General features: G+C 39.7%; 15 protein-coding genes. 5 read left to right on the top strand and 10 right to left on the bottom strand.

The genetic code is table 11. The annotated features are described in order from the left end of the window. Nucleotides 1-58 precede the first annotated feature (58 nt). From EZY12_22000 to fabI, 7 genes are all read right to left on the bottom strand, one after another. Nucleotides 59-949 carry an SPFH/Band 7/PHB domain protein gene (locus EZY12_22000; protein QSX67357.1) on the bottom strand — a complete coding sequence of 297 codons (891 nt, stop codon included), beginning with the start codon at nt 947-949 and terminating at the stop codon, nt 59-61. Nucleotides 950-1,100: 151 nt separating this feature from the next. After that, the gene (locus EZY12_21995) at nt 1,101-1,289 is read right to left on the bottom strand and encodes a hypothetical protein (GenBank protein QSX67356.1); all 189 of its coding nucleotides are present in this window, start codon (nt 1,287-1,289) and stop codon (nt 1,101-1,103) included. Between the two features lie 151 nt (nt 1,290-1,440). After that, complete coding sequence (locus EZY12_21990; GenBank protein QSX67355.1) at nt 1,441-2,058, bottom strand: IS607 family transposase; 618 nt, start codon at nt 2,056-2,058, stop codon at nt 1,441-1,443. A 598-nt stretch (nt 2,059-2,656) separates the two neighbouring features. Next, on the bottom strand, nt 2,657-4,162 hold the full coding sequence (locus EZY12_21985; GenBank protein QSX67354.1) for a polysaccharide biosynthesis/export family protein: 1,506 nt from the start codon (nt 4,160-4,162) through the stop codon (nt 2,657-2,659). Nucleotides 4,163-4,416: 254 nt separating this feature from the next. After that, entirely contained in the window at nt 4,417-5,400 is a 984-nt protein-coding gene (locus EZY12_21980) for an ABC transporter ATP-binding protein (GenBank protein QSX67353.1), read from the bottom strand. A 642-nt stretch (nt 5,401-6,042) separates the two neighbouring features. Continuing rightward, the gene (hisB, locus tag EZY12_21975; protein ID QSX67352.1) at nt 6,043-6,639 is read right to left on the bottom strand and encodes an imidazoleglycerol-phosphate dehydratase HisB; all 597 of its coding nucleotides are present in this window, start codon (nt 6,637-6,639) and stop codon (nt 6,043-6,045) included. A 132-nt stretch (nt 6,640-6,771) separates the two neighbouring features. Further along, nucleotides 6,772-7,548: an enoyl-ACP reductase FabI gene (fabI, locus tag EZY12_21970; GenBank protein ID QSX67351.1), complete on the bottom strand. Its 777-nt coding sequence runs from the start codon at nt 7,546-7,548 to the stop codon at nt 6,772-6,774. Between the two features lie 378 nt (nt 7,549-7,926). Between fabI and ntcA the strand changes: the two genes are divergently transcribed. The 3 genes from ntcA (at nt 7,927) to EZY12_21955 (ending at nt 10,988) form a co-directional block, all read left to right on the top strand. Next, nucleotides 7,927-8,598 (top strand): global nitrogen regulator NtcA, encoded by a 672-nt coding sequence (ntcA, locus tag EZY12_21965; GenBank protein ID QSX67350.1) that lies wholly within the window; start codon nt 7,927-7,929, stop codon nt 8,596-8,598. Between the two features lie 452 nt (nt 8,599-9,050). After that, nucleotides 9,051-10,499 (top strand): DUF3084 domain-containing protein, encoded by a 1,449-nt coding sequence (locus tag EZY12_21960; protein ID QSX67349.1) that lies wholly within the window; start codon nt 9,051-9,053, stop codon nt 10,497-10,499. A gap of 66 nt (nt 10,500-10,565) precedes the next feature. Then, complete coding sequence (locus EZY12_21955; GenBank protein ID QSX67348.1) at nt 10,566-10,988, top strand: pre-16S rRNA-processing nuclease YqgF; 423 nt, start codon at nt 10,566-10,568, stop codon at nt 10,986-10,988. Between the two features lies 1 nt (nt 10,989). Here the strand turns inward: EZY12_21955 and EZY12_21950 are convergent, their stop codons facing one another. Next, entirely contained in the window at nt 10,990-11,253 is a 264-nt protein-coding gene (locus EZY12_21950) for a DUF3146 family protein (GenBank protein QSX70777.1), read from the bottom strand. A 561-nt stretch (nt 11,254-11,814) separates the two neighbouring features. Here EZY12_21950 and EZY12_21945 point away from each other — a divergent pair. Next, the gene (locus EZY12_21945; GenBank protein QSX67347.1) at nt 11,815-12,000 is read left to right on the top strand and encodes a hypothetical protein; all 186 of its coding nucleotides are present in this window, start codon (nt 11,815-11,817) and stop codon (nt 11,998-12,000) included. A gap of 514 nt (nt 12,001-12,514) precedes the next feature. On the opposite strand, the gene EZY12_21940 is transcribed toward EZY12_21945, so the two are convergent. Further along, nucleotides 12,515-13,411 (bottom strand): prohibitin family protein, encoded by an 897-nt coding sequence (locus EZY12_21940; GenBank protein QSX67346.1) that lies wholly within the window; start codon nt 13,409-13,411, stop codon nt 12,515-12,517. A gap of 222 nt (nt 13,412-13,633) precedes the next feature. Here EZY12_21940 and EZY12_21935 point away from each other — a divergent pair, with 222 nt between their 5' ends. Continuing rightward, on the top strand, nt 13,634-14,545 hold the full coding sequence (locus tag EZY12_21935; protein ID QSX67345.1) for a tetratricopeptide repeat protein: 912 nt from the start codon (nt 13,634-13,636) through the stop codon (nt 14,543-14,545). Nucleotides 14,546-15,039: 494 nt separating this feature from the next. Here EZY12_21935 and rpoD read toward each other — a convergent pair whose 3' ends face one another. After that, the gene (gene rpoD, locus EZY12_21930) at nt 15,040-16,215 is read right to left on the bottom strand and encodes an RNA polymerase sigma factor RpoD (GenBank protein ID QSX67344.1); all 1,176 of its coding nucleotides are present in this window, start codon (nt 16,213-16,215) and stop codon (nt 15,040-15,042) included. Nucleotides 16,216-17,440: the final 1,225 nt, after the last annotated feature.

The following is a 17,440-nucleotide window of genomic DNA, read 5'->3' as shown; positions in this document are numbered from 1 at the left end:
CGCAAGTGAGGAGGGGGTTTATGAATGTATCTCATGCAAGTGCATACCGCTATATTCCCTAATTAAGTCCATTACCGTTACCGTTACCGTTACCGTTACCTTTGCCATTACCATTGCCATTACCAGAATTTTTACCATGATTCTCTTGGACTGAATCAGAAATCAATTCCTGAAACATTTCTGTTGAATTGGCAGGATCTACAAAGACAATTTTGGCATTATTGCTTTCACCCAATTTTTGACTAGCATCTACATAATCTTGGGCAACAAGATATCTTAAAATATCCTTACTTTCAGGATGAGAACGCAAGGCCTCAGAAATTATTTCTATGGATGTTCTAGTTCCTTCAGCCCGTTTAACTGCTGCTTGTCGCTCCCCTTCTGCTGCTTCTATAACTGCCTTTTTTTTAATTTGTGCATTTTGTTGTTCTTCCATTGACTTGCGGACAGTTTCCGGTGGGGTAATGCTCTGAATATCTAAACGGATAATTTCAATTCCCCATGCAGATGTAATGGGATTTAATGCGCCTAAGATAGTTCTATCCATCTCGTCTCTAGACATATTCGTATCCTCTAAAGAATTCTGAGCGATATTTTCCCGCAAGTTAGTTGTTGCCAAGTTTGCTAATGCCACTTGTAAATCATCAATTGCATAAAAGCTTTTTTCAATATCTTTAATGCGCCAGTAAAGAATTGCATCAACTTCTAAGTAAATCCCGTCTTGGGTAATCACATTTTGGGGTTTAATATCTAAAAGCTGCTCTCTAGTTGTATCCTCCATCACAATCTGATCAAGAATGGGAACAATAAAGCTGATTCCCGGATTAAGTTTGCGATGATACCGCCCCAACCGTTCAACTAATGCGACATTTCCTTGATTTACCATCTTTGCAGATGCCAAAGCATAACCGACTAGAGCTAAAAATATGATAAAAATTATTGGATCCATTAAATTATCTTCCTCTTTCAGCTTTGGGCAGAATTGATTATTAAGTTTATGGCTTGCATTATCTGTAAAATGAACCTGCGCTCACATTATAGGCTGACGGTGTTACGCTGTACATATCTGGACAAACAGATCATACGCGATAGCAATACTCTCACGTCTCTCCATTAAAATTAACTTTGTGAAATTTAATTGACTGTGATGGTTGTCGGCAACTTCTAAAACTTGCCTCACCATTCACAGATTTAGCTTGTTTGCAAGCATCCCAAGCATCAAAAATAGCATTCTCTTTTGGATGAGATGGTGCAGACTTAACCCAGTCAGGTAAGTCTAGTCTCAACACATAATCCCTTAAAGAGTAGGCACTAGTTATGGCTTGCTCTCCCGCCTTTAATACTGCAATAGCTTTGTTGTAGCAGTAGCGTGATGCTGATAGCCACGACTTCCATTTTTGATGCAATTTAAGTTCAGGATAGACTCTGATTTTAAGTGTTTTATTCGGCTTGTCTTTCTGTATTTTGTGCCTTGGTTTCGACTTGTAATTCTTCTTTGATTTGGTTTTCAAGTCTTTTAATGGAGTCAAGTCGGCTTGAAAAGCTGTGGAGAATTGCGACAATATCTTGAACGAGTTCGGCGTGTGGAGAGAGACTGATTTGGTTGAGAACCACGATTTTGCAGTCAAATTGTTCACATAGCCATTCGATAATATCAAATCCGAATCTTGCAAGTCTGTCTTTGTGGGCAACCACAATAATTGCGATATCACCTCGCAAAACTCGTCCCAAAAGAGCGATGAGTCCTTTCCTCCTAAGATTGAGTCCTCCTCCCACTTCCTTAACGACTTCAGCGCCGGGATAGATCGCTGATAATTGTTCAACTTGTCGATCAAGGTCTGCTTTCTGTGGTCTGGTAGAGACGCGAGCATAGACAACAGTGGCGCGTCCTCCGTCTGGTTCTGACTCTTTCTTGATGAACTTTTCAATCTCGTACCGTCTTTGCCCTGATGGCGTTTTAACGGTACTGATTTTTCCTTCTGCTTCCCATCGTCTGAGGGTTCGCAAACAAACTCCCAGAGTGTTAGCTGCTTCATTAGGTTTCACATATTTAGCCATAGAAAAACTATAGCATGATATGTACTTAATGTCCAGTTTTGTCCAATGAATTAGCGATTAGAGGTATAGCGATCGCCACACCTTTAATAATCAATTGCAGCAAAAAAGATCGATTAATATGTATAATTTGCACTAAAAGCTTATGATTAAACTCAACACCACACTACCAGATATACTCACAATCACCATTACTAAAAATATCTGGAGATGCAAGTGCAGTTAATAACTTAAAATTTAAAATTGATTTGATTCTGAAAATCCTCAAATCCTCATGCTGAAAATATAAAAAACTTAAAACCCTAATATATATGCGCGGACAGATTTCTAGATCTAATATAAGCATACCCGAAACTCGGAATACTGTCAACCCCCCTGACTGAAATAACCAAAACTCGTTAAATTATTGACTTTATTCTCAATAATCATGAGAATAGACCCCAAATTATTGAGAAAATCTTTTTTCCCAAAATCCCATACAAATAACTTATACCCTCTCTGCGCCTGGAGCGTGAGGTTAAAAAATGACAACGCTACTATATATTTACTGAGGTCTAGATTTTTTGAGTGGAAACCTAGAAAACCAACTTTTAGACTTAATTTAAAGTCCAGTGAATAATCTAATAATCCCCAAGATAGTACCGAGAGGCCCAGCTACAGTATTGACTCTATCACCTGTTTTAGCTAAAGTATTCCGATCAACTACCACAACATCATTATTGCGAAGGATAGGATTAGTCTCGTCATTAATGCCTTTAGCTAAATCTACTTTAATTGGACGTTTAGTAACAGTACCATTGGCGTTGAGGCGAATTAACTCTACACTTCCTCTACTGGCTCTACCATCGTTGAAACCACCGGCAGCTAATAATGCCTGATTTAAAGAACTATTCGGTTGTAGTTTAACTGCTCCTGCTCTTTTGACTTCACCTACTACACCCACTTCAATAGTTGTTGGTGATAGAGTAGTAGTAGCCAATTGCGTAGCTTCCGCAGCACTAATATCCGTAGCTGTAGGAATAATAATTGTATCGCCATCCTGTACCACTATATCTTGATTGATATCACCACTTTGCAGTAATTCCCATAGGTTAATATCTATAGTTTGCTCTGTACCAGTGCGGGTAGGACGGCGTAATTTGATCTTCCGCACATCGGCCATAGATGTAATTCCCCCTGCTAGTTGTAAACTTCTCATCACAGTAGGTAAACCACCACCAGCGCCAGTAGCACCACTACCACCACTAGATTCTGCTCCACCGCCACTACCCGTCGTCACCAGGTAAGAGCCAGGACGGTAAACTTGACCAATTACCACTACTGTGCGCGGTGCAGTTTGACTAGCAGCAAAGTTAGCTGCAAATAAATTTCGGGCTTCAGCTACATTCAGACTGGTAGCTGTGGGGACAACAATGGTATCTCCATCTCGTAAGGTAATGTCCTGGGATATTCTCCCTGTTTGTGTCAATTCCTTTAAGTTCAGTGAGACTGTCTGCTCTCCAGAACGTCCTGTCTTGCGGCGTAATTGCACTTGAGTGACATCTGCTGCTAGTGTTACACCTTGGGCGGTTGTTAATGCAGCCAATACCGTTGGGTATTGTACACCTGGGTTGTTTCCCGCACCTCCTTCTAATCTAAGGGTGTAAGCTCCTGGTGTTGTTACTTCTCCCGCAACAAACACATTGATGGGACGTGGTGATAATAGGTTGACGGAAATTAGGGGCCGTTTGAGAAAGCGAGCATATTTTTTAGCAATTGTATCAGCAGCCTGTTCTGTGGTTAAGCCCGAAACAGGAATACTGCCAATTAAAGGCATATTAATGGAACCACCAGGAGGAACTTGATATTCACCTGTATATTCTGGTACTTCAAATACATTGACCCGGATGCGATCGCCTCCTCCTAACAAGTAGTCTGTAGCGATACTTGGTGTTGATTTTACTGATTCTTTTGGGGGCGTGAATATAACTGGCTGTTGTTTAAGTATTGGTTTTACTGGCTGTTTTTGCGCCAAACTCACAGATGGCAAGGTGATATTCACTGTTGTTAACAATGCTAAACCCATAGTTGAATGGCTGAGAAATTTATACAAATCTTTATTAAACATATTTACCTAGAAATTGAAAATGAGGATATTTACAGTTATTCTGAAGCATTTTAACATCGAGTATACTGAAGAATCGTAGTGACTCAACAATTTTATTTTCTAATAAATCTTTAGTTCTCCGGACATAAATCATTTGTTGCTGGGGATATTGATTGGAATTTGGAATTTAGAATAAATACAACACAAGCCTTTAAGCAGATTTAGAATGATTGGTTTGTTTACGCTGTATTCATTGTTAATTCTTAATTTTTAACTTAATTAAGGGGATGATTTAGGGTTTGAATCTGGTGGATAAAAAACTCTTCTAGAGATTGACGTGATAGGTTCATGGTAATGATTTTCCCGCCCATTAACCTCAGACTAGATAGAAAATCATAATAATCTTCTTGGAGTATACCGTGCCAAAAACCATCAGCCCCAAATTCTAAATTACCTATCCATTTTTTCAAAATTTCTCCATCTCCTCCTTGACCTTTAACATGATATGTGTTTTGGTTGCCTAAAAGTTCATTGAGAGAACCGCAACAGATTAATTCTCCTTGATTCAGAATAGCAACGCGATCGCAAATTTGTTCGACTTCACTCAACACATGACTATTAAAAAATATGGTTTTCCCAGATGCTTTCAAAGAAAGAATAATTTCTCGCATTTGGTAACGTCCCAGAGGATCAAGTCCAGACATAGGTTCATCCAAAAAAATCAAATCTGGATCATTAATTAATGCCTGAGCCATACCCACACGCTGAAGCATTCCTTTAGAATAACGCCGCATTTGCTTTTTGCGAGCATCGGCTTGGGATAATCCAACTAATTCCAATAATTGGGGAATCCTTTGACGTTGTAACTTTTGAGGAATTTGAAATAAACCCGCTGTTAACTGCAAAAACTCCCAACCACTCAGATATTCATATAAATAGGAATTTTCTGGAAGATAGCCAATCCGCTGCTTGACTTTAGCGTTGCCTATGGGTTTACCTAAAAGTAAGCCTCTTCCAGATGTAGGACGGATAATCCCTAACAACAATTTTAACAGCGTAGTTTTACCCGCACCATTGGGACCCAACAGACCAAAGGTTTCTCCTGGGTACACTTGTAAAGAACAGTTTTTGAGAGATACAACTTTTTGATTGAGCCAAAATCCTGTGCGATAGACTTTCCGTAATTCACAAGTCAGGACTACGGGTTTTTTATCTAGGGGATTTTGTTGAGAATCGGGGTTGTCTACAACAGAATTCATAAGACCTCGTGGTACGCGGGAAAATCAGTCCCTTTAGGGCTGAGAGGGAAGCGACATTTTGACCGAAAAATTTTAGATTTTAGATTTTAGATTGGGAATTTTCGGCACAGGTTCCCCGCCCCTTCAGGGCGGAATTCATCCAAAATCCAAAATCTAAAATCCTCAAGCTCCACATTTTAGGGTGGAGTAAATCCAAAATCCAAAATCGTAAATCCAAAATTGACTGACAAGCCCAATGACTGAACAGGCGGTAATAAAGGCATTGAATCTTAAATTTTAGTCAGGTTTTTTGAAAAGGAAACCTGAAAAACCAACTCCCATTTCTGGGGTAATGTTAGCAACGACTGCGTTATAAGAGCTTGCTTGAGCTTGTAACACTGCAAAGCGTGACCTGAGAACTGTTTAATTACAAGCGACAGAGCAGGGAACTAGCTACGCATTCGGTGGGGGTCGTGACTCAAATAACGGCTACCCTAACCTTCGGTATGCTACGCAAACGACTATGCTCAGGGTGGTCCAGTACAGCTTGTTTGATTGCTCTTGCAAGCTCAGTCCCTTTCGGTCTGGGTTACTGACGGCTATGGAACTACCAAATACTGACTATTTAGAGCTAACTAATAGATTAACCGATGCTGGGATTTTTTATAACACACCTTTAGAACTAGGAATTGTTTCTGCCCGACGGGAATCAATTTCTACAGCTATTCGCATGGCTCTAGCAAAGGCTTTAAATGTGGCTTCAATAATATGATGAGAATTAATTCCATCCAATTGGCGAATATGTAAAGTCATTTGGCTATGATTTACCAACGCTACAAAAAACTCCCGAACTAACTGTGTATCATAAGTTCCCACCCGTTGAGTAGGAATTTCTAAACCATAACTGAGATGAGGTCTACCAGAGAAGTCTAAGGCCACTTGCACTAAGGCTTCATCTAGGGGAGCAAGAAAATTTCCAAAGCGGACAATTCCTTTTTTATTACCCAAAGCTTGAAATAACGCTTGTCCTAAAGTAATTCCCACATCTTCATTAGTGTGGTGATCATCAATTTCCCAATCACCTTTGGCTTGAATATCCAAATCAAACAACCCATGGGATGCGATTTGATGGAGCATATGATCTAAAAAGGGAATACCTGTAGAAACTTTACATATCCCTGTGCCGTCCAGATTAATGGTGACATGAACATTAGTTTCACCAGTAGAGCGGTGAACTGTGGCTATTCGGTGATTTGTCATTTGTAAGTTGTCAGTTGTCAGTTGTTAGTTGTCAGTTGTTAGTTGTCAGTTGTTGGTTGTCGGTTGTCGGTTGTCAGTTGTCAGTTGTTTTTATTTGCCACTGACCACTGACCACTGACCACTGACCACTGACTACATTCCCATGATTTCATATCCTGCATCTACATACAGGATTTGTCCAGTAATACCGCTTGCTAAATCACTACATAAGAATGCCGCAGTATTACCTACTTCTAGTTGCGTGACGGTGCGACGGAGGGGGGCTACTTGCTCCACATGATGAATCATATCTAAAATACCACCCACCGCTGAAGATGCTAAAGTGCGGATGGGACCAGCGGAAATACCGTTAACGCGAATATTTTCAGGACCGAGTTCTGCGGCTAAGTAACGAACACTGGCTTCTAAGCCGGCTTTAGCCACACCCATAACATTGTAGTTAGGAATTGCCCGAACTGCTCCCAAATATGTAAGAGTAATAATACTTCCACCTTCAGTCATCAAAGGTTTGGCTGCACCGCTTAACTGTACAAGTGAATAAGTACTAACTTCCAATGCTGTATTGAAACCAGAACGAGAAGTTTGACTAAAGCCGCCGGTCAAATCTTCTCTTTTAGCAAAGGCTAAACAATGCACTAAAATATCTATTTTCCCCCATTCTTGCCGGATGGTTTCAAAAGTGGATTGAATTTGCTCATCATTTTCGACATTGCAGGGCAAAAATAGGCTAGGACTGAGCGGTTCTACTAATTCAGAAACTTTTTTTTCCATTTTACCCTTGTCATCTGGCAAGTAGGTAATGCCCAAATTAGCCCCGGCTTTGTGCAGTTGTTGGGCAATTCCCCAAGCGATAGAACGGTTATTGGCAATACCTGTAACTAGGGCATTTTTTCCAGATAGATTGAGCATAGAAATTGCTAATTTAATTTATCATTAGGAGCATACTAGAATCTGAGCTTAGTTTGACTTCATTGGGGTAGAGATTTTCCAAAATGCTCCCAGAGTAGGCAGTAAGACTCAAAAAAAACATGGTCATGTTTGCAAAAATTCTCAAGGAATTTGCAATTTTTAGAGGCAAAACCTTTTGACTATCCTTGGTGGAACTACTTATCAATAATTAATAGCTAAACGGATCAACAATTATGTATCATTATAAACGAATGACTAAGAATTCTGGATTTGGTTAGAGGAAAAGACAGAAAGATTAATAGTGATTTATTGATTTTTCAGGTGTATTCTTAGGTAATCGGTTTTTGTTTTTCTGGCATTGGGTAGGGGAAGGGAGAAATGATAGTGACACAAGATAAAGCCCTAGCAAATGTTTTTCGCCAAATGGCAACGGGGGCATTTCCTCCGGTTGTGGAAACGTTTGAGCGCAATAAGACGATCTTTTTTCCGGGAGATCCTGCTGAACGAGTTTATTTTCTTCTTAAGGGTGCTGTAAAACTGTCGAGGGTCTATGAGGCAGGGGAAGAAATAACGGTAGCTCTGCTCCGGGAAAATAGCGTTTTTGGTGTCCTGTCGCTGCTGACAGGTAACAAGTCTGATCGATTCTATCATGCAGTGGCATTTACTACTGTAGAATTGCTTTCAGCACCAATTGAACAAGTTGAACAGGCACTGAAGGAAAATCCAGAATTATCAATGTTAATGCTGCGAGGTCTTTCTTCGCGGATTCTTCAGACCGAGATGATGATTGAAACTCTTGCTCACCGCGATATGGGTTCAAGGTTAATTAGTTTCTTGTTAATTCTTTGTCGAGATTTTGGCGTTCCTTGCGCTGATGGCATTACCATTGATCTGAAGTTATCCCATCAGGCGATCGCGGAAGCAATTGGCTCGACTCGCGTTACTGTCACCAGACTGCTGGGAGATCTGCGCGAGAAGAAAATGATTTCCATCCATAAAAAGAAGATTACTGTGCATAAACCCGTAGCTTTAAGTAAGCAATTTACTTAGAAAAAGCAGTAGGGGCGTATAGCAATACGTCCCTAGTTTTGTAGGGGCGTATGGCAATACGCCCCTGGTCTTGTAGGGATACACGGCAATACGTCCCCAGTCTTATAGGAATGTACAGCAATGCGTACCCAGTTTTACAGGAATGTACAGCAATGCGTCCCTAGTTTTGTATGGGCGTATAGCAATACGCCCCTACAGGAGTCACCGAGTCAGAATGACAGACTTTTCTGGCAGTATACTCATAAACGAGCGGGTAAACCCTGCTCCTGCTCTATGCTTTTTTTAAATTTCTGGGTAATGGAGTTGGGGCTGGTTCTATTTGCGGAAATTAAGCCAATAATTTGGAGGAAAATTTCAAAATTGAATAATTTATACTTTTACCCAACTCCATTTACCCGATTACAATGGTTGAGTGCGGTAGGCTGTATCGGTCAGGATTGCGGTAGCTAAAAATGACCACTGGGTACATTCTGATTGCAGCAATTCTCATTTTGGGAGGCGTAATTGCCACCGTGGGCGATCGCATCGGCACACGAGTTGGCAAAGCCCGTCTCTCACTCTTCAATTTGCGTCCGAAAAAAACTGCTGTAATTGTCACTATTTTTACAGGTGGTCTAATTTCTGCTTCAACTTTAGCAATTCTCTTTGCTGCTGATGGCGGATTGAGAAAGGGCGTATTTGAGTTAGAAGATATTCAAAGAGACTTGACAAACAAGCGGGAACAACTAAAAACCGCAGAAGCCCAAAAAAGTCAAGTAGAGGGTAAGTTAAATAAAGCCAGACAGGAACAAAGTCAGGCACAACAAGAATTACAGAAAATTAATAAATCATTACAGACGGCAAATACTAAACAAAGGGCTACACAAGCTCAACTCAATCGCACTCTGAATCAACAAGCCAAAACCCAAGCGCGACTTAATGAAACTCAAAGTCATTTAGGTGGGATTGTCATTCAGTATCAACAAGCTAGAAATGAATTACAAACTCTTTACAATCAGCGTTTGACACTGCAAGCAGCAGTGGCAGAGTTAAAGACGGAACGGCAGAAATTGTATGCTGAGGCTAAACAAGCTATTGATGAAGCGAAGACGGCAATTGAAAAACGCGATCGCAAAATTGCCAAATTAGATAAACTTATTCAAAATCGTAATCTAGAAATTAAACAGCGAGAGGAAGTGATTATTACTAGAGAATCTCGCTTGAAAGAATTAGAGAAACAACAACAATTTTTAGAACTCGAAGTAGCCAGACTAGAAAAATATTATCAGTCCTACCGTGACCTCCGGTTAGGTAAACTAGCATTAGTGAAAGGTCAAGTGATAGCAGCAGGGTTAATTACTGTGGATAAGCCTGTAGCGGCACATCAGGCAATTATCCAAATTCTCCAGGAAGCTAACCGCAATGCCAATGTTCAGTTAACTGAACCTGGTAGTACGCCAGTAAATAAAGAAATACTTCGTGTTACCAAGGATAAAGTTGAACAACTAATTGCCCAAATTAAAGATGGTCGAGAATATGTAGTCCGAATTTTCTCCGCAGGAAATTATGTTAGAGGTGAAAAGCAAATAGAATTTTTTGCAGATGCAGTCCGCAATCAACTGGTATTTTCGTCAGGTGAGGTACTAGCTACGACTACAGCAGATTTAAAAAATATGACATCTGAACAAATGCGTCAACGCTTAGACTTACTAATTTCCGCTTCTCAATTTCGCGCCCGCAATGCCGGAATTATAGAAAGTGTGCAAATAGATGGCACTTTTCTGCGCTTTATGAGTCAATTACAGCAAACAGAGCAAGAAGTAGAAATTAAAGCTGTAGCCGCAGATAATACTTATACTGTGGGTCCATTGAGAGTCAAGTTAGTAGCCATCCTGAATGGACAAATACTGTTTAGTACGTGAAATCAATTAAAAATCTAATGACAACTAACAACTAACAACTGACAACTGACAACTGACCAATGACCAATGACTAACACACAACCTGTAATTTTAGGATTTGATCCCGGTCGTGATAAATGCGGTGTTGCGGTGATGGGATTGGATCGACAACTGTTCTATCATCAAGTTGTATTGGCAAATGAGGCGATCGCTAATATTGAAATACAACTGCAAAAATTCCCCGTATCCTTAATAGTGATGGGAGATCAAACAACGGCGAAAAAGTGGAAACAGCAACTTAATCAAGAATTAAGTAAACCCACCAATATCATTTTGGTTGATGAACGTTATTCTACTTTAGAAGCCCGCGATCGCTATTGGCAGATGTATCCACCCCAAGGCATAACTAAACTATTACCCAAGGGTTTACGTCAACCACCACGGCCAATAGATGATATTGTTGCCATTCTTCTGATTGAACGATATCTCAACCGACTAACTGATAACTAATTTAAAGTTCAGCCCGAATCGTAAAAGCATAATCCCCCCCAGGTTCTAACTGATAATCTTGTTGTTCCAAAAAACGCCCTAGAGGTTCTTTGATTAAAGCACGACCTTGGGAAGGCTTCACAGACAGTTCTCCCCGACGGAAATGCCACTGGAAATGCCAATGGAAATTACCGGCACTAACTTCACCTTCAAGAAAGCCTTGTTGCCAAGATTGGCGGGTAACTCTCACATGAGCAGTAGTTTCTGGCAGACGTTTAGCACTCACTAAGCTTGATGTCACGTATGGGATAAAGGACAATTATTTATAGCGTTATTTATTCTATGTACCAAAAATAGCTTAATTCTACAAACTAATAAAAACAAGATAAGTTAGCTTAATCAGCAGAAGCCCCACGTCTCACTATACCGGAGCGTGGGGATGCCAGTCGCCTGCGACGGGAAACCCGTCTACAGCGCTGGCTCATGAATGCGCGTGAGTTGAGTTGCGTAGCCCAAATTGTATTTGAGCGTAGCGAAAACAAAGAAGGCTACAGCGACGAAACGTAGCTTGCTTCTCGCCCTGCGAGTACAAAATGTTGATTTTATGTTATTATAGGAGAGTAGGTGTAGTCCAATTAAATGCTCCAAATGCAGCCTACAAAACAAAAAACAAATCTCAAAACCAAAGAACCGTGGGGCGCACGGTCTTAAAGCTCAGTTAATGTCCGGATTAGGAGTCACGCTCGTTGCCCACACTCACCTGAAAGGGAGTGTGTGGAGTACGTCACTAAAGTCCAGTTTCTTAACTGTTCTTTTGTGGTTAATTTACGATAAATGCAAGATAACAATGCAATTTTTGCATAAAACTATTTGTGAAGAGTGTGCTTTTTATATCAATCTAGAATGCACTCACCCTGATGAGATGGCAGTTAATTGTGCTACTGTCACTTTTTGCAATTCATTTACTCCAGCAGTAGAAATTGATAGTCCTTGTGTATCTTTTGGTAATAATGGCGCTCACAACACAAAATAACTGCTTAAGAGGTTGTTTGATAGCGTTCACGAAGTGTGCCGAAGGCATAGCGTGGCGTTAGCGATAAAGTATTAGATGAAACCGATAATCTCCAAAAACCTAACCACCCTGCCCTGACAGGTGTAGGTTTTTAATATTCTCTGTAAAGGCAAGACCAGGAGGACAAGGAAGGATAGTAGACAAGGTGGATTTTATCCACAAAATACTCAGTTTATGGTTTATTTTGTCCGCTTTTCCTCCCTTGCCACCTTGTCTGCCTTGTTTTCCAAGTCTTGCCCTCACGACAATGTAAAAAACCTACCCTTGTGAGACCCCCCTGCCCCCCTTCCCTACGTTAGCGCAGCGTGCCGAAGGCTGGGAAGGGGGTTTTCAAAGCCTCTCCCCGCTTCGGGGAGAGGTTTGGAGAGTGGTTTGTTTATACATTAAAAACTTGTTCATTCATCCTCTAAGAGATGATATAAAAACATTTTATTTTAAATCTATTTGATTTCAATAAACCAAAATAGAGAAGGTTCTAAGGTTTTGATTTTCCTGTTTCTGACTGAATTAAAATAGGCATTCCTCCCTTTTCTGCACCGATAACAACAATTTTAGAATTATTAGATTGAGCAAGTTTTTCCGTAGCTTCAATTGAGCGTAATTGCAAAACTTGGTTAGTAAGTCCACCAGAGATAATTTTTTGAGAATCAGCTATACCTTTAGCTTCAATTCTCTTCCTATCTGCTTCTTGGCGCTCTTTTTCTAATACAAATTTCATTTGTTCATTTTCTTGTTCGGCTTTGAGCTTTTCTTGAATTGCTTTTTGTAAAGTTTCAGGCATTTTGACGTTTCTTAGAAGTGCTTGATCAACAATAAAGCCTAATGTTGGTATTTCTTGAGTGAGTTGTTGATCAATTTTTTGAGCTATTTCTTGACGTTTGGTTGAATAAATTGCACTAGCTGGATAGTTTGCAGTAATAGCGCGAACAGTAGAACGAAATCTAGAAATTATCAATTGTTTTTCATCAGTTCCAATTGTTTTATATACTATTGCTGCCTTCTGAGGATCAAGTTTATATTGAAGACTAACATCAAGATTTAAACTCAAACCCTCTTGAGATGTTGTATCTATATTTTCCTTGATATCTTTAAGACGAGTGGAAAAGTTGATGACTTTGGCAAAGGGGTTAACTAGATGAACTCCTGAATCAAGAGTATTGTCGGAAATTTTACCAAATGAGTTAATAATACCCACATTTCCCGGTGGAACAATCACCAACAGCCTAGAAATCGACGCGAGTAAGGCAATACTACCAATCAATATCGTAATCCCTCGGACTGCCAATTGAGTCCTTTCGCTGGTGATTCTGCCTGTTTGGAGATATATGAGACTTGCTATGAGACTCGTGAGGAGGGAGACTATAAAGCCCATAAGATTTTTCTGTATTGTTAAGATGTGATATACACTTAACATACAAGTATAATAATAAGGTTAAGGTTGAGTTATGAATGGGTAATTTAAAGTAGTGTTATCCTTCTATTGTTAATCTAAGAAACTTTTCTTTCTCTTCCCTTTGCGTGAGACAAAAATTAATAAATTCTCAACCTTTTTATTTATTTAACGTCACTAAAAATATTATTTGGCAAAAAATCAATGCAATTATCATTAATTAAATATCCTATCTTGGGGATAATCAGTCTTTTGTTATTAGCTATTAATATTAAACCAGTATCCTCCACTTCTTTACCTACCCTGATTCTAGCACAATCTACCAATAGTCAAGCAGCTACAGACGCTTTAAATCAAGGGTTGCAGGAAATACAGTTAGGAAAAGTAGAAGAAGCAATTGCCGCGTTTCGTCAAGCTATTAAATTAGATCCTAAATTAGCAGCAGCGCACTATAATTTGGGTTTAGCACTCCGACAATCAGGAAAGTTACAACCTGCGGCAGATGCTTTTTATCAAGCTACCCAAGCCGATTCTCAATTTGCTTTAGCTTTTGCAAATTTAGGTGGGGCTTTATTAGAGGGAAATAATTTAAAATTGGCGCAAGATTATTTAAATAAAGCTTTGCAATTAAATCCAAATTTGGGTTTTGCCCATTATAACATGGGGTTACTCAGGGAACAGGAGAAAAATTGGTCAAGTGCGATCGCCTCTTTTCAAAAAGCTAGAACCTATAGTCAAAATGCTCCAGAACCTGCCTACCATTTAGGTATATGTTATTTACAACAAGGAAAAATTGAGCAAGCGAAGGTAGCTTTAAATCAAGCCATTAAAATTAATCCCAAATATGCAGAAGCATACTATAATCTTGGTTCAATTTTATTTAATCAGGGTCAATTAAATGAAGGTTTAGCAGCTTTCAGAAAATCAGCCGCAGCTAATTCTAGTTATGCTAATGCCTATTATGGTGCCGGGTTAGTTTTTATGCAGTTAAAACAATACAAGGAAGCTATACAAGTCTTTCAATATGCACACAATTTATATAATATTCAAGGTAACGTACAGTGGGTTAAAAATTCCCAACAGTTATTACAACAGTTAGAGAATAGGAAAAAATGAGATTATACTATAAACTTTATCTGTGTTTGTCTGCGTATATCCGCGTTCGATTATTCTTATTATTTATTATATATACTCAAATCTGTTGGCTTCCACACCCGCTATAGGTTTTACGTTAAGTTGACACCAATGAAGCTCTTGCTTTACCCCTACACATCTAGGTTTTTCATGATCCTTTAAAAGTCCATGTTTTAACCTATCTTCCGCACCCTCAACTGTCACAATCGGTTTTTACTGTTTTTTATGATGAAATGAGGATGTATTGTATACCGAATCTCGATGAATTAACGGATACATGATGCCGACAAGGCATAATTTGTATCCAAAAATCAAGAGAAAATCAAGTGATAATACTATGTGACACCCCAGGGTGCGGAATGTGGGTTTAACCGTGTTCCGTATAAAAAGTGATACCCAATGAATTACAACACAGGAGAGAGAGAACCTGATAATTCAGCTTCTCTTTCTCCTGATGATTGTAATAAGTGATGATTCTAACGGATATACTCTTTCAATACGCTGTTACGGTTGGGGTGGCGTAATTTACGGAGTGCTTTGGCTTCGATTTGGCGAATCCGTTCGCGGGTGACGTTAAAAATCTGGCCGATTTCTTCCAGAGTTTTCATGCGACCATCATCTAAACCATAGCGCAGTCGGAGAACGTCTCTTTCACGGGGGCTGAGACTATCGAGGACTTTTTCTAGGTCTTCCCGCAGCAAGTTCTTAGAAACTTGATCTTCTGGGGTTTCACCATCAGATTCAATAAAATCGCCTAAACGGGAGTCTTCTTCTTTACCGATAGGTGTTTCTAAGGAAATTGGTAACTGGGCTGATTTAGCAATAAACCGCAGTTTCTCGATGGTCATTTCCATGCGAGTGGCAATTTCTTCTTCTGTGGGCTTGCGTCCCATTTCTTGGGATAGGAGTTTGGTGGTTTTCTTAATCCGTGATATGGTTTCGTAAAGATGAACAGGTAGACGGATAGTCCGGGACTGATCAGCGATCGCTCTAGTAATTGCTTGACGTATCCACCATGTAGCGTAGGTAGAAAACTTATAGCCTTTTTCGTGATCAAACTTTTCAGCCGCACGAATCAAACCCAAACTACCTTCTTGAATCAAGTCTTGGAAGGACAAGCCTCGATTCATGTATTTTTTGGCAATGGAAACTACAAGCCGTAGGTTAGATTGTACCATTTTGTCTTTCGCTCGGCGGCCAACGTGGAGGCGATAACGAAAGGTTGGTAATGGTAATGATACTTCTGCGGCCCATTCACTGTCTCTAGGATTGCGTTCTAGGCGTTCACAAAGCCTTTCCCGCGCTCGTTCTAGTTCCAGTAATTCAGCAATTTTCCGCGCTAGTTCAATTTCTTCGTCTGCGCGTAACAAACGAATCCGCCCAATTTCTTGCAAGTACAAACGAATTGAATCTTCGGTGTAGTGCTTTTTCTTGGTAGTTGTTGTCCGACGACGCGATTTAGCGGCTTTTCCAGACTTTGCGTCGTCCTCATCAGACTGAGGCTCTAAAAAATCATCAATTTCGCCGTCATCAGTCAGCAGTAAGTCCTCTTCTTCTTCTATTAAGAGTGCTTGTAATTCGATCTCAGGCGGATTTATCATTTCTAGGTCAGGCTGATAAATATTTTCGAGTACGTTGTTAGCCTGGTTCATGCCGCTTTCCTCATGCTCCTTGCAGAATCATTTAATGAAGACATTTTGATTACTTTTGGCATTAAGTAATCCATAAACCGAAAATTGGGTTTTGGCTGATTACCTTGAGATATTTTCGGTGATTTTTTCCTGTTTTAGGCAGGATTGTTTAGTAAAAGTAGCTAATGTCACTTTTAGAGTGAATTGCTCGCTTTTTTAATTGTCATCCCTGGAAATTCTGCATATCCCTTTTGATTGGCTAAATCTATTATCTAGATCGGTCTTTTTCAAAAAGTTTCCTGATGCGAATATAAGTGGATGACACTTGACAGATTTAACTGTAAATACTGTTCCGATTGTAGCCTATTTCACAAAAATTGGCCTGTTTTTGTGCATTATTTATGAACTCATTTACTAAGACTAAGCCACCTTTATCAAAAAGACATTAAAAATGGCGGTGATACCATTAAATCTTGTCGAAAACTTTTTGGTTTGGCAGTGGCATTCTTATTAAATTAAGAGGTAGGCACACTCGCTGCTTTATAAAACTTATCCAAATTGCTCCCAACTGAACTACTAGCGTTTATCTTCTGCTCTAACTCAACCCGACGGCAGGTAATTGTTTACAGAAATTAGTTCTGGTTGAACTAATTGTACATATTAACTATCAGCTAGTGATTGGTGTTTGTTTCCAGGCACTAACCCTTGTATATGCTATACCAAGAACCTGAACTAAGGAGTTAAAGTTATGGCATATTTTATTGGGGTGAGAGATGAATAGAGATTTCAATCAATTCAGCCTTACTCACACATTAGCGCAGAGTTGAGATTTCTACCCTGTGCAAGTTGACAAACTGTTCCTCCTGTATACAACGATATTTTAATCAGGTGATAAATAATATTGTTGCTAAAGTTGCCAAATAATATATTTAGGTAAATCAACGTGTGCTGATTGTGCTTTTAAATACTTTGGATTTTAAGAAGGTGGCTGTCATCTGTTTTTGACACTCTCACCGTCTAAAGACACTGAGATTCTTAAGAGATTTTCACTCGTAAAGGTTGAGCCAAACAACCACTAGACACTCCGCTTAAAGCATTGTGCTTACTTTTTCTCAAACATAACACAAAGACAAAGACCACGGCGATTAAAATCGCACTCTTCGGGATCTTGCTACGTGCGGCAACGCTGTCAGGTGTAAAGACGCGCCCGTTTCCCACTTACAGCCAGGTCTTATGAAAAGTTTTG

Origin of the sequence: Dolichospermum sp. DET69, from assembly GCA_017355425.1 — a bacterium.
Taxonomy (GTDB): domain Bacteria; phylum Cyanobacteriota; class Cyanobacteriia; order Cyanobacteriales; family Nostocaceae; genus Dolichospermum.
The sequence above is the reverse complement of the archived record's forward strand: the minus strand, read 5'-3'. Positions and strand labels throughout refer to the sequence as shown.

Excerpts from the sequence above, each read along its gene's own strand:
- EZY12_22000 (QSX67357.1), bottom strand. The coding sequence starts at position 949 with ATGGATCCAATAATTTTTATCATATTTTTAGCTCTAGTCGGTTATGCT.
- EZY12_21990 (QSX67355.1), bottom strand. The coding sequence starts at position 2,058 with ATGGCTAAATATGTGAAACCTAATGAAGCAGCTAACACTCTGGGAGTT.
- EZY12_21985 (QSX67354.1), bottom strand. The coding sequence starts at position 4,162 with ATGTTTAATAAAGATTTGTATAAATTTCTCAGCCATTCAACTATGGGT.
- EZY12_21980 (QSX67353.1), bottom strand. The coding sequence starts at position 5,400 with ATGAATTCTGTTGTAGACAACCCCGATTCTCAACAAAATCCCCTAGAT.
- hisB (QSX67352.1), bottom strand. The coding sequence starts at position 6,639 with ATGACAAATCACCGAATAGCCACAGTTCACCGCTCTACTGGTGAAACT.
- fabI (QSX67351.1), bottom strand. The coding sequence starts at position 7,548 with ATGCTCAATCTATCTGGAAAAAATGCCCTAGTTACAGGTATTGCCAAT.
- ntcA (QSX67350.1), top strand. The coding sequence starts at position 7,927 with ATGATAGTGACACAAGATAAAGCCCTAGCAAATGTTTTTCGCCAAATG.
- EZY12_21960 (QSX67349.1), top strand. The coding sequence starts at position 9,051 with ATGACCACTGGGTACATTCTGATTGCAGCAATTCTCATTTTGGGAGGC.
- EZY12_21955 (QSX67348.1), top strand. The coding sequence starts at position 10,566 with ATGACTAACACACAACCTGTAATTTTAGGATTTGATCCCGGTCGTGAT.
- EZY12_21945 (QSX67347.1), top strand. The coding sequence starts at position 11,815 with ATGCAATTTTTGCATAAAACTATTTGTGAAGAGTGTGCTTTTTATATC.
- EZY12_21940 (QSX67346.1), bottom strand. The coding sequence starts at position 13,411 with ATGGGCTTTATAGTCTCCCTCCTCACGAGTCTCATAGCAAGTCTCATA.
- EZY12_21935 (QSX67345.1), top strand. The coding sequence starts at position 13,634 with ATGCAATTATCATTAATTAAATATCCTATCTTGGGGATAATCAGTCTT.
- rpoD (QSX67344.1), bottom strand. The coding sequence starts at position 16,215 with ATGAACCAGGCTAACAACGTACTCGAAAATATTTATCAGCCTGACCTA.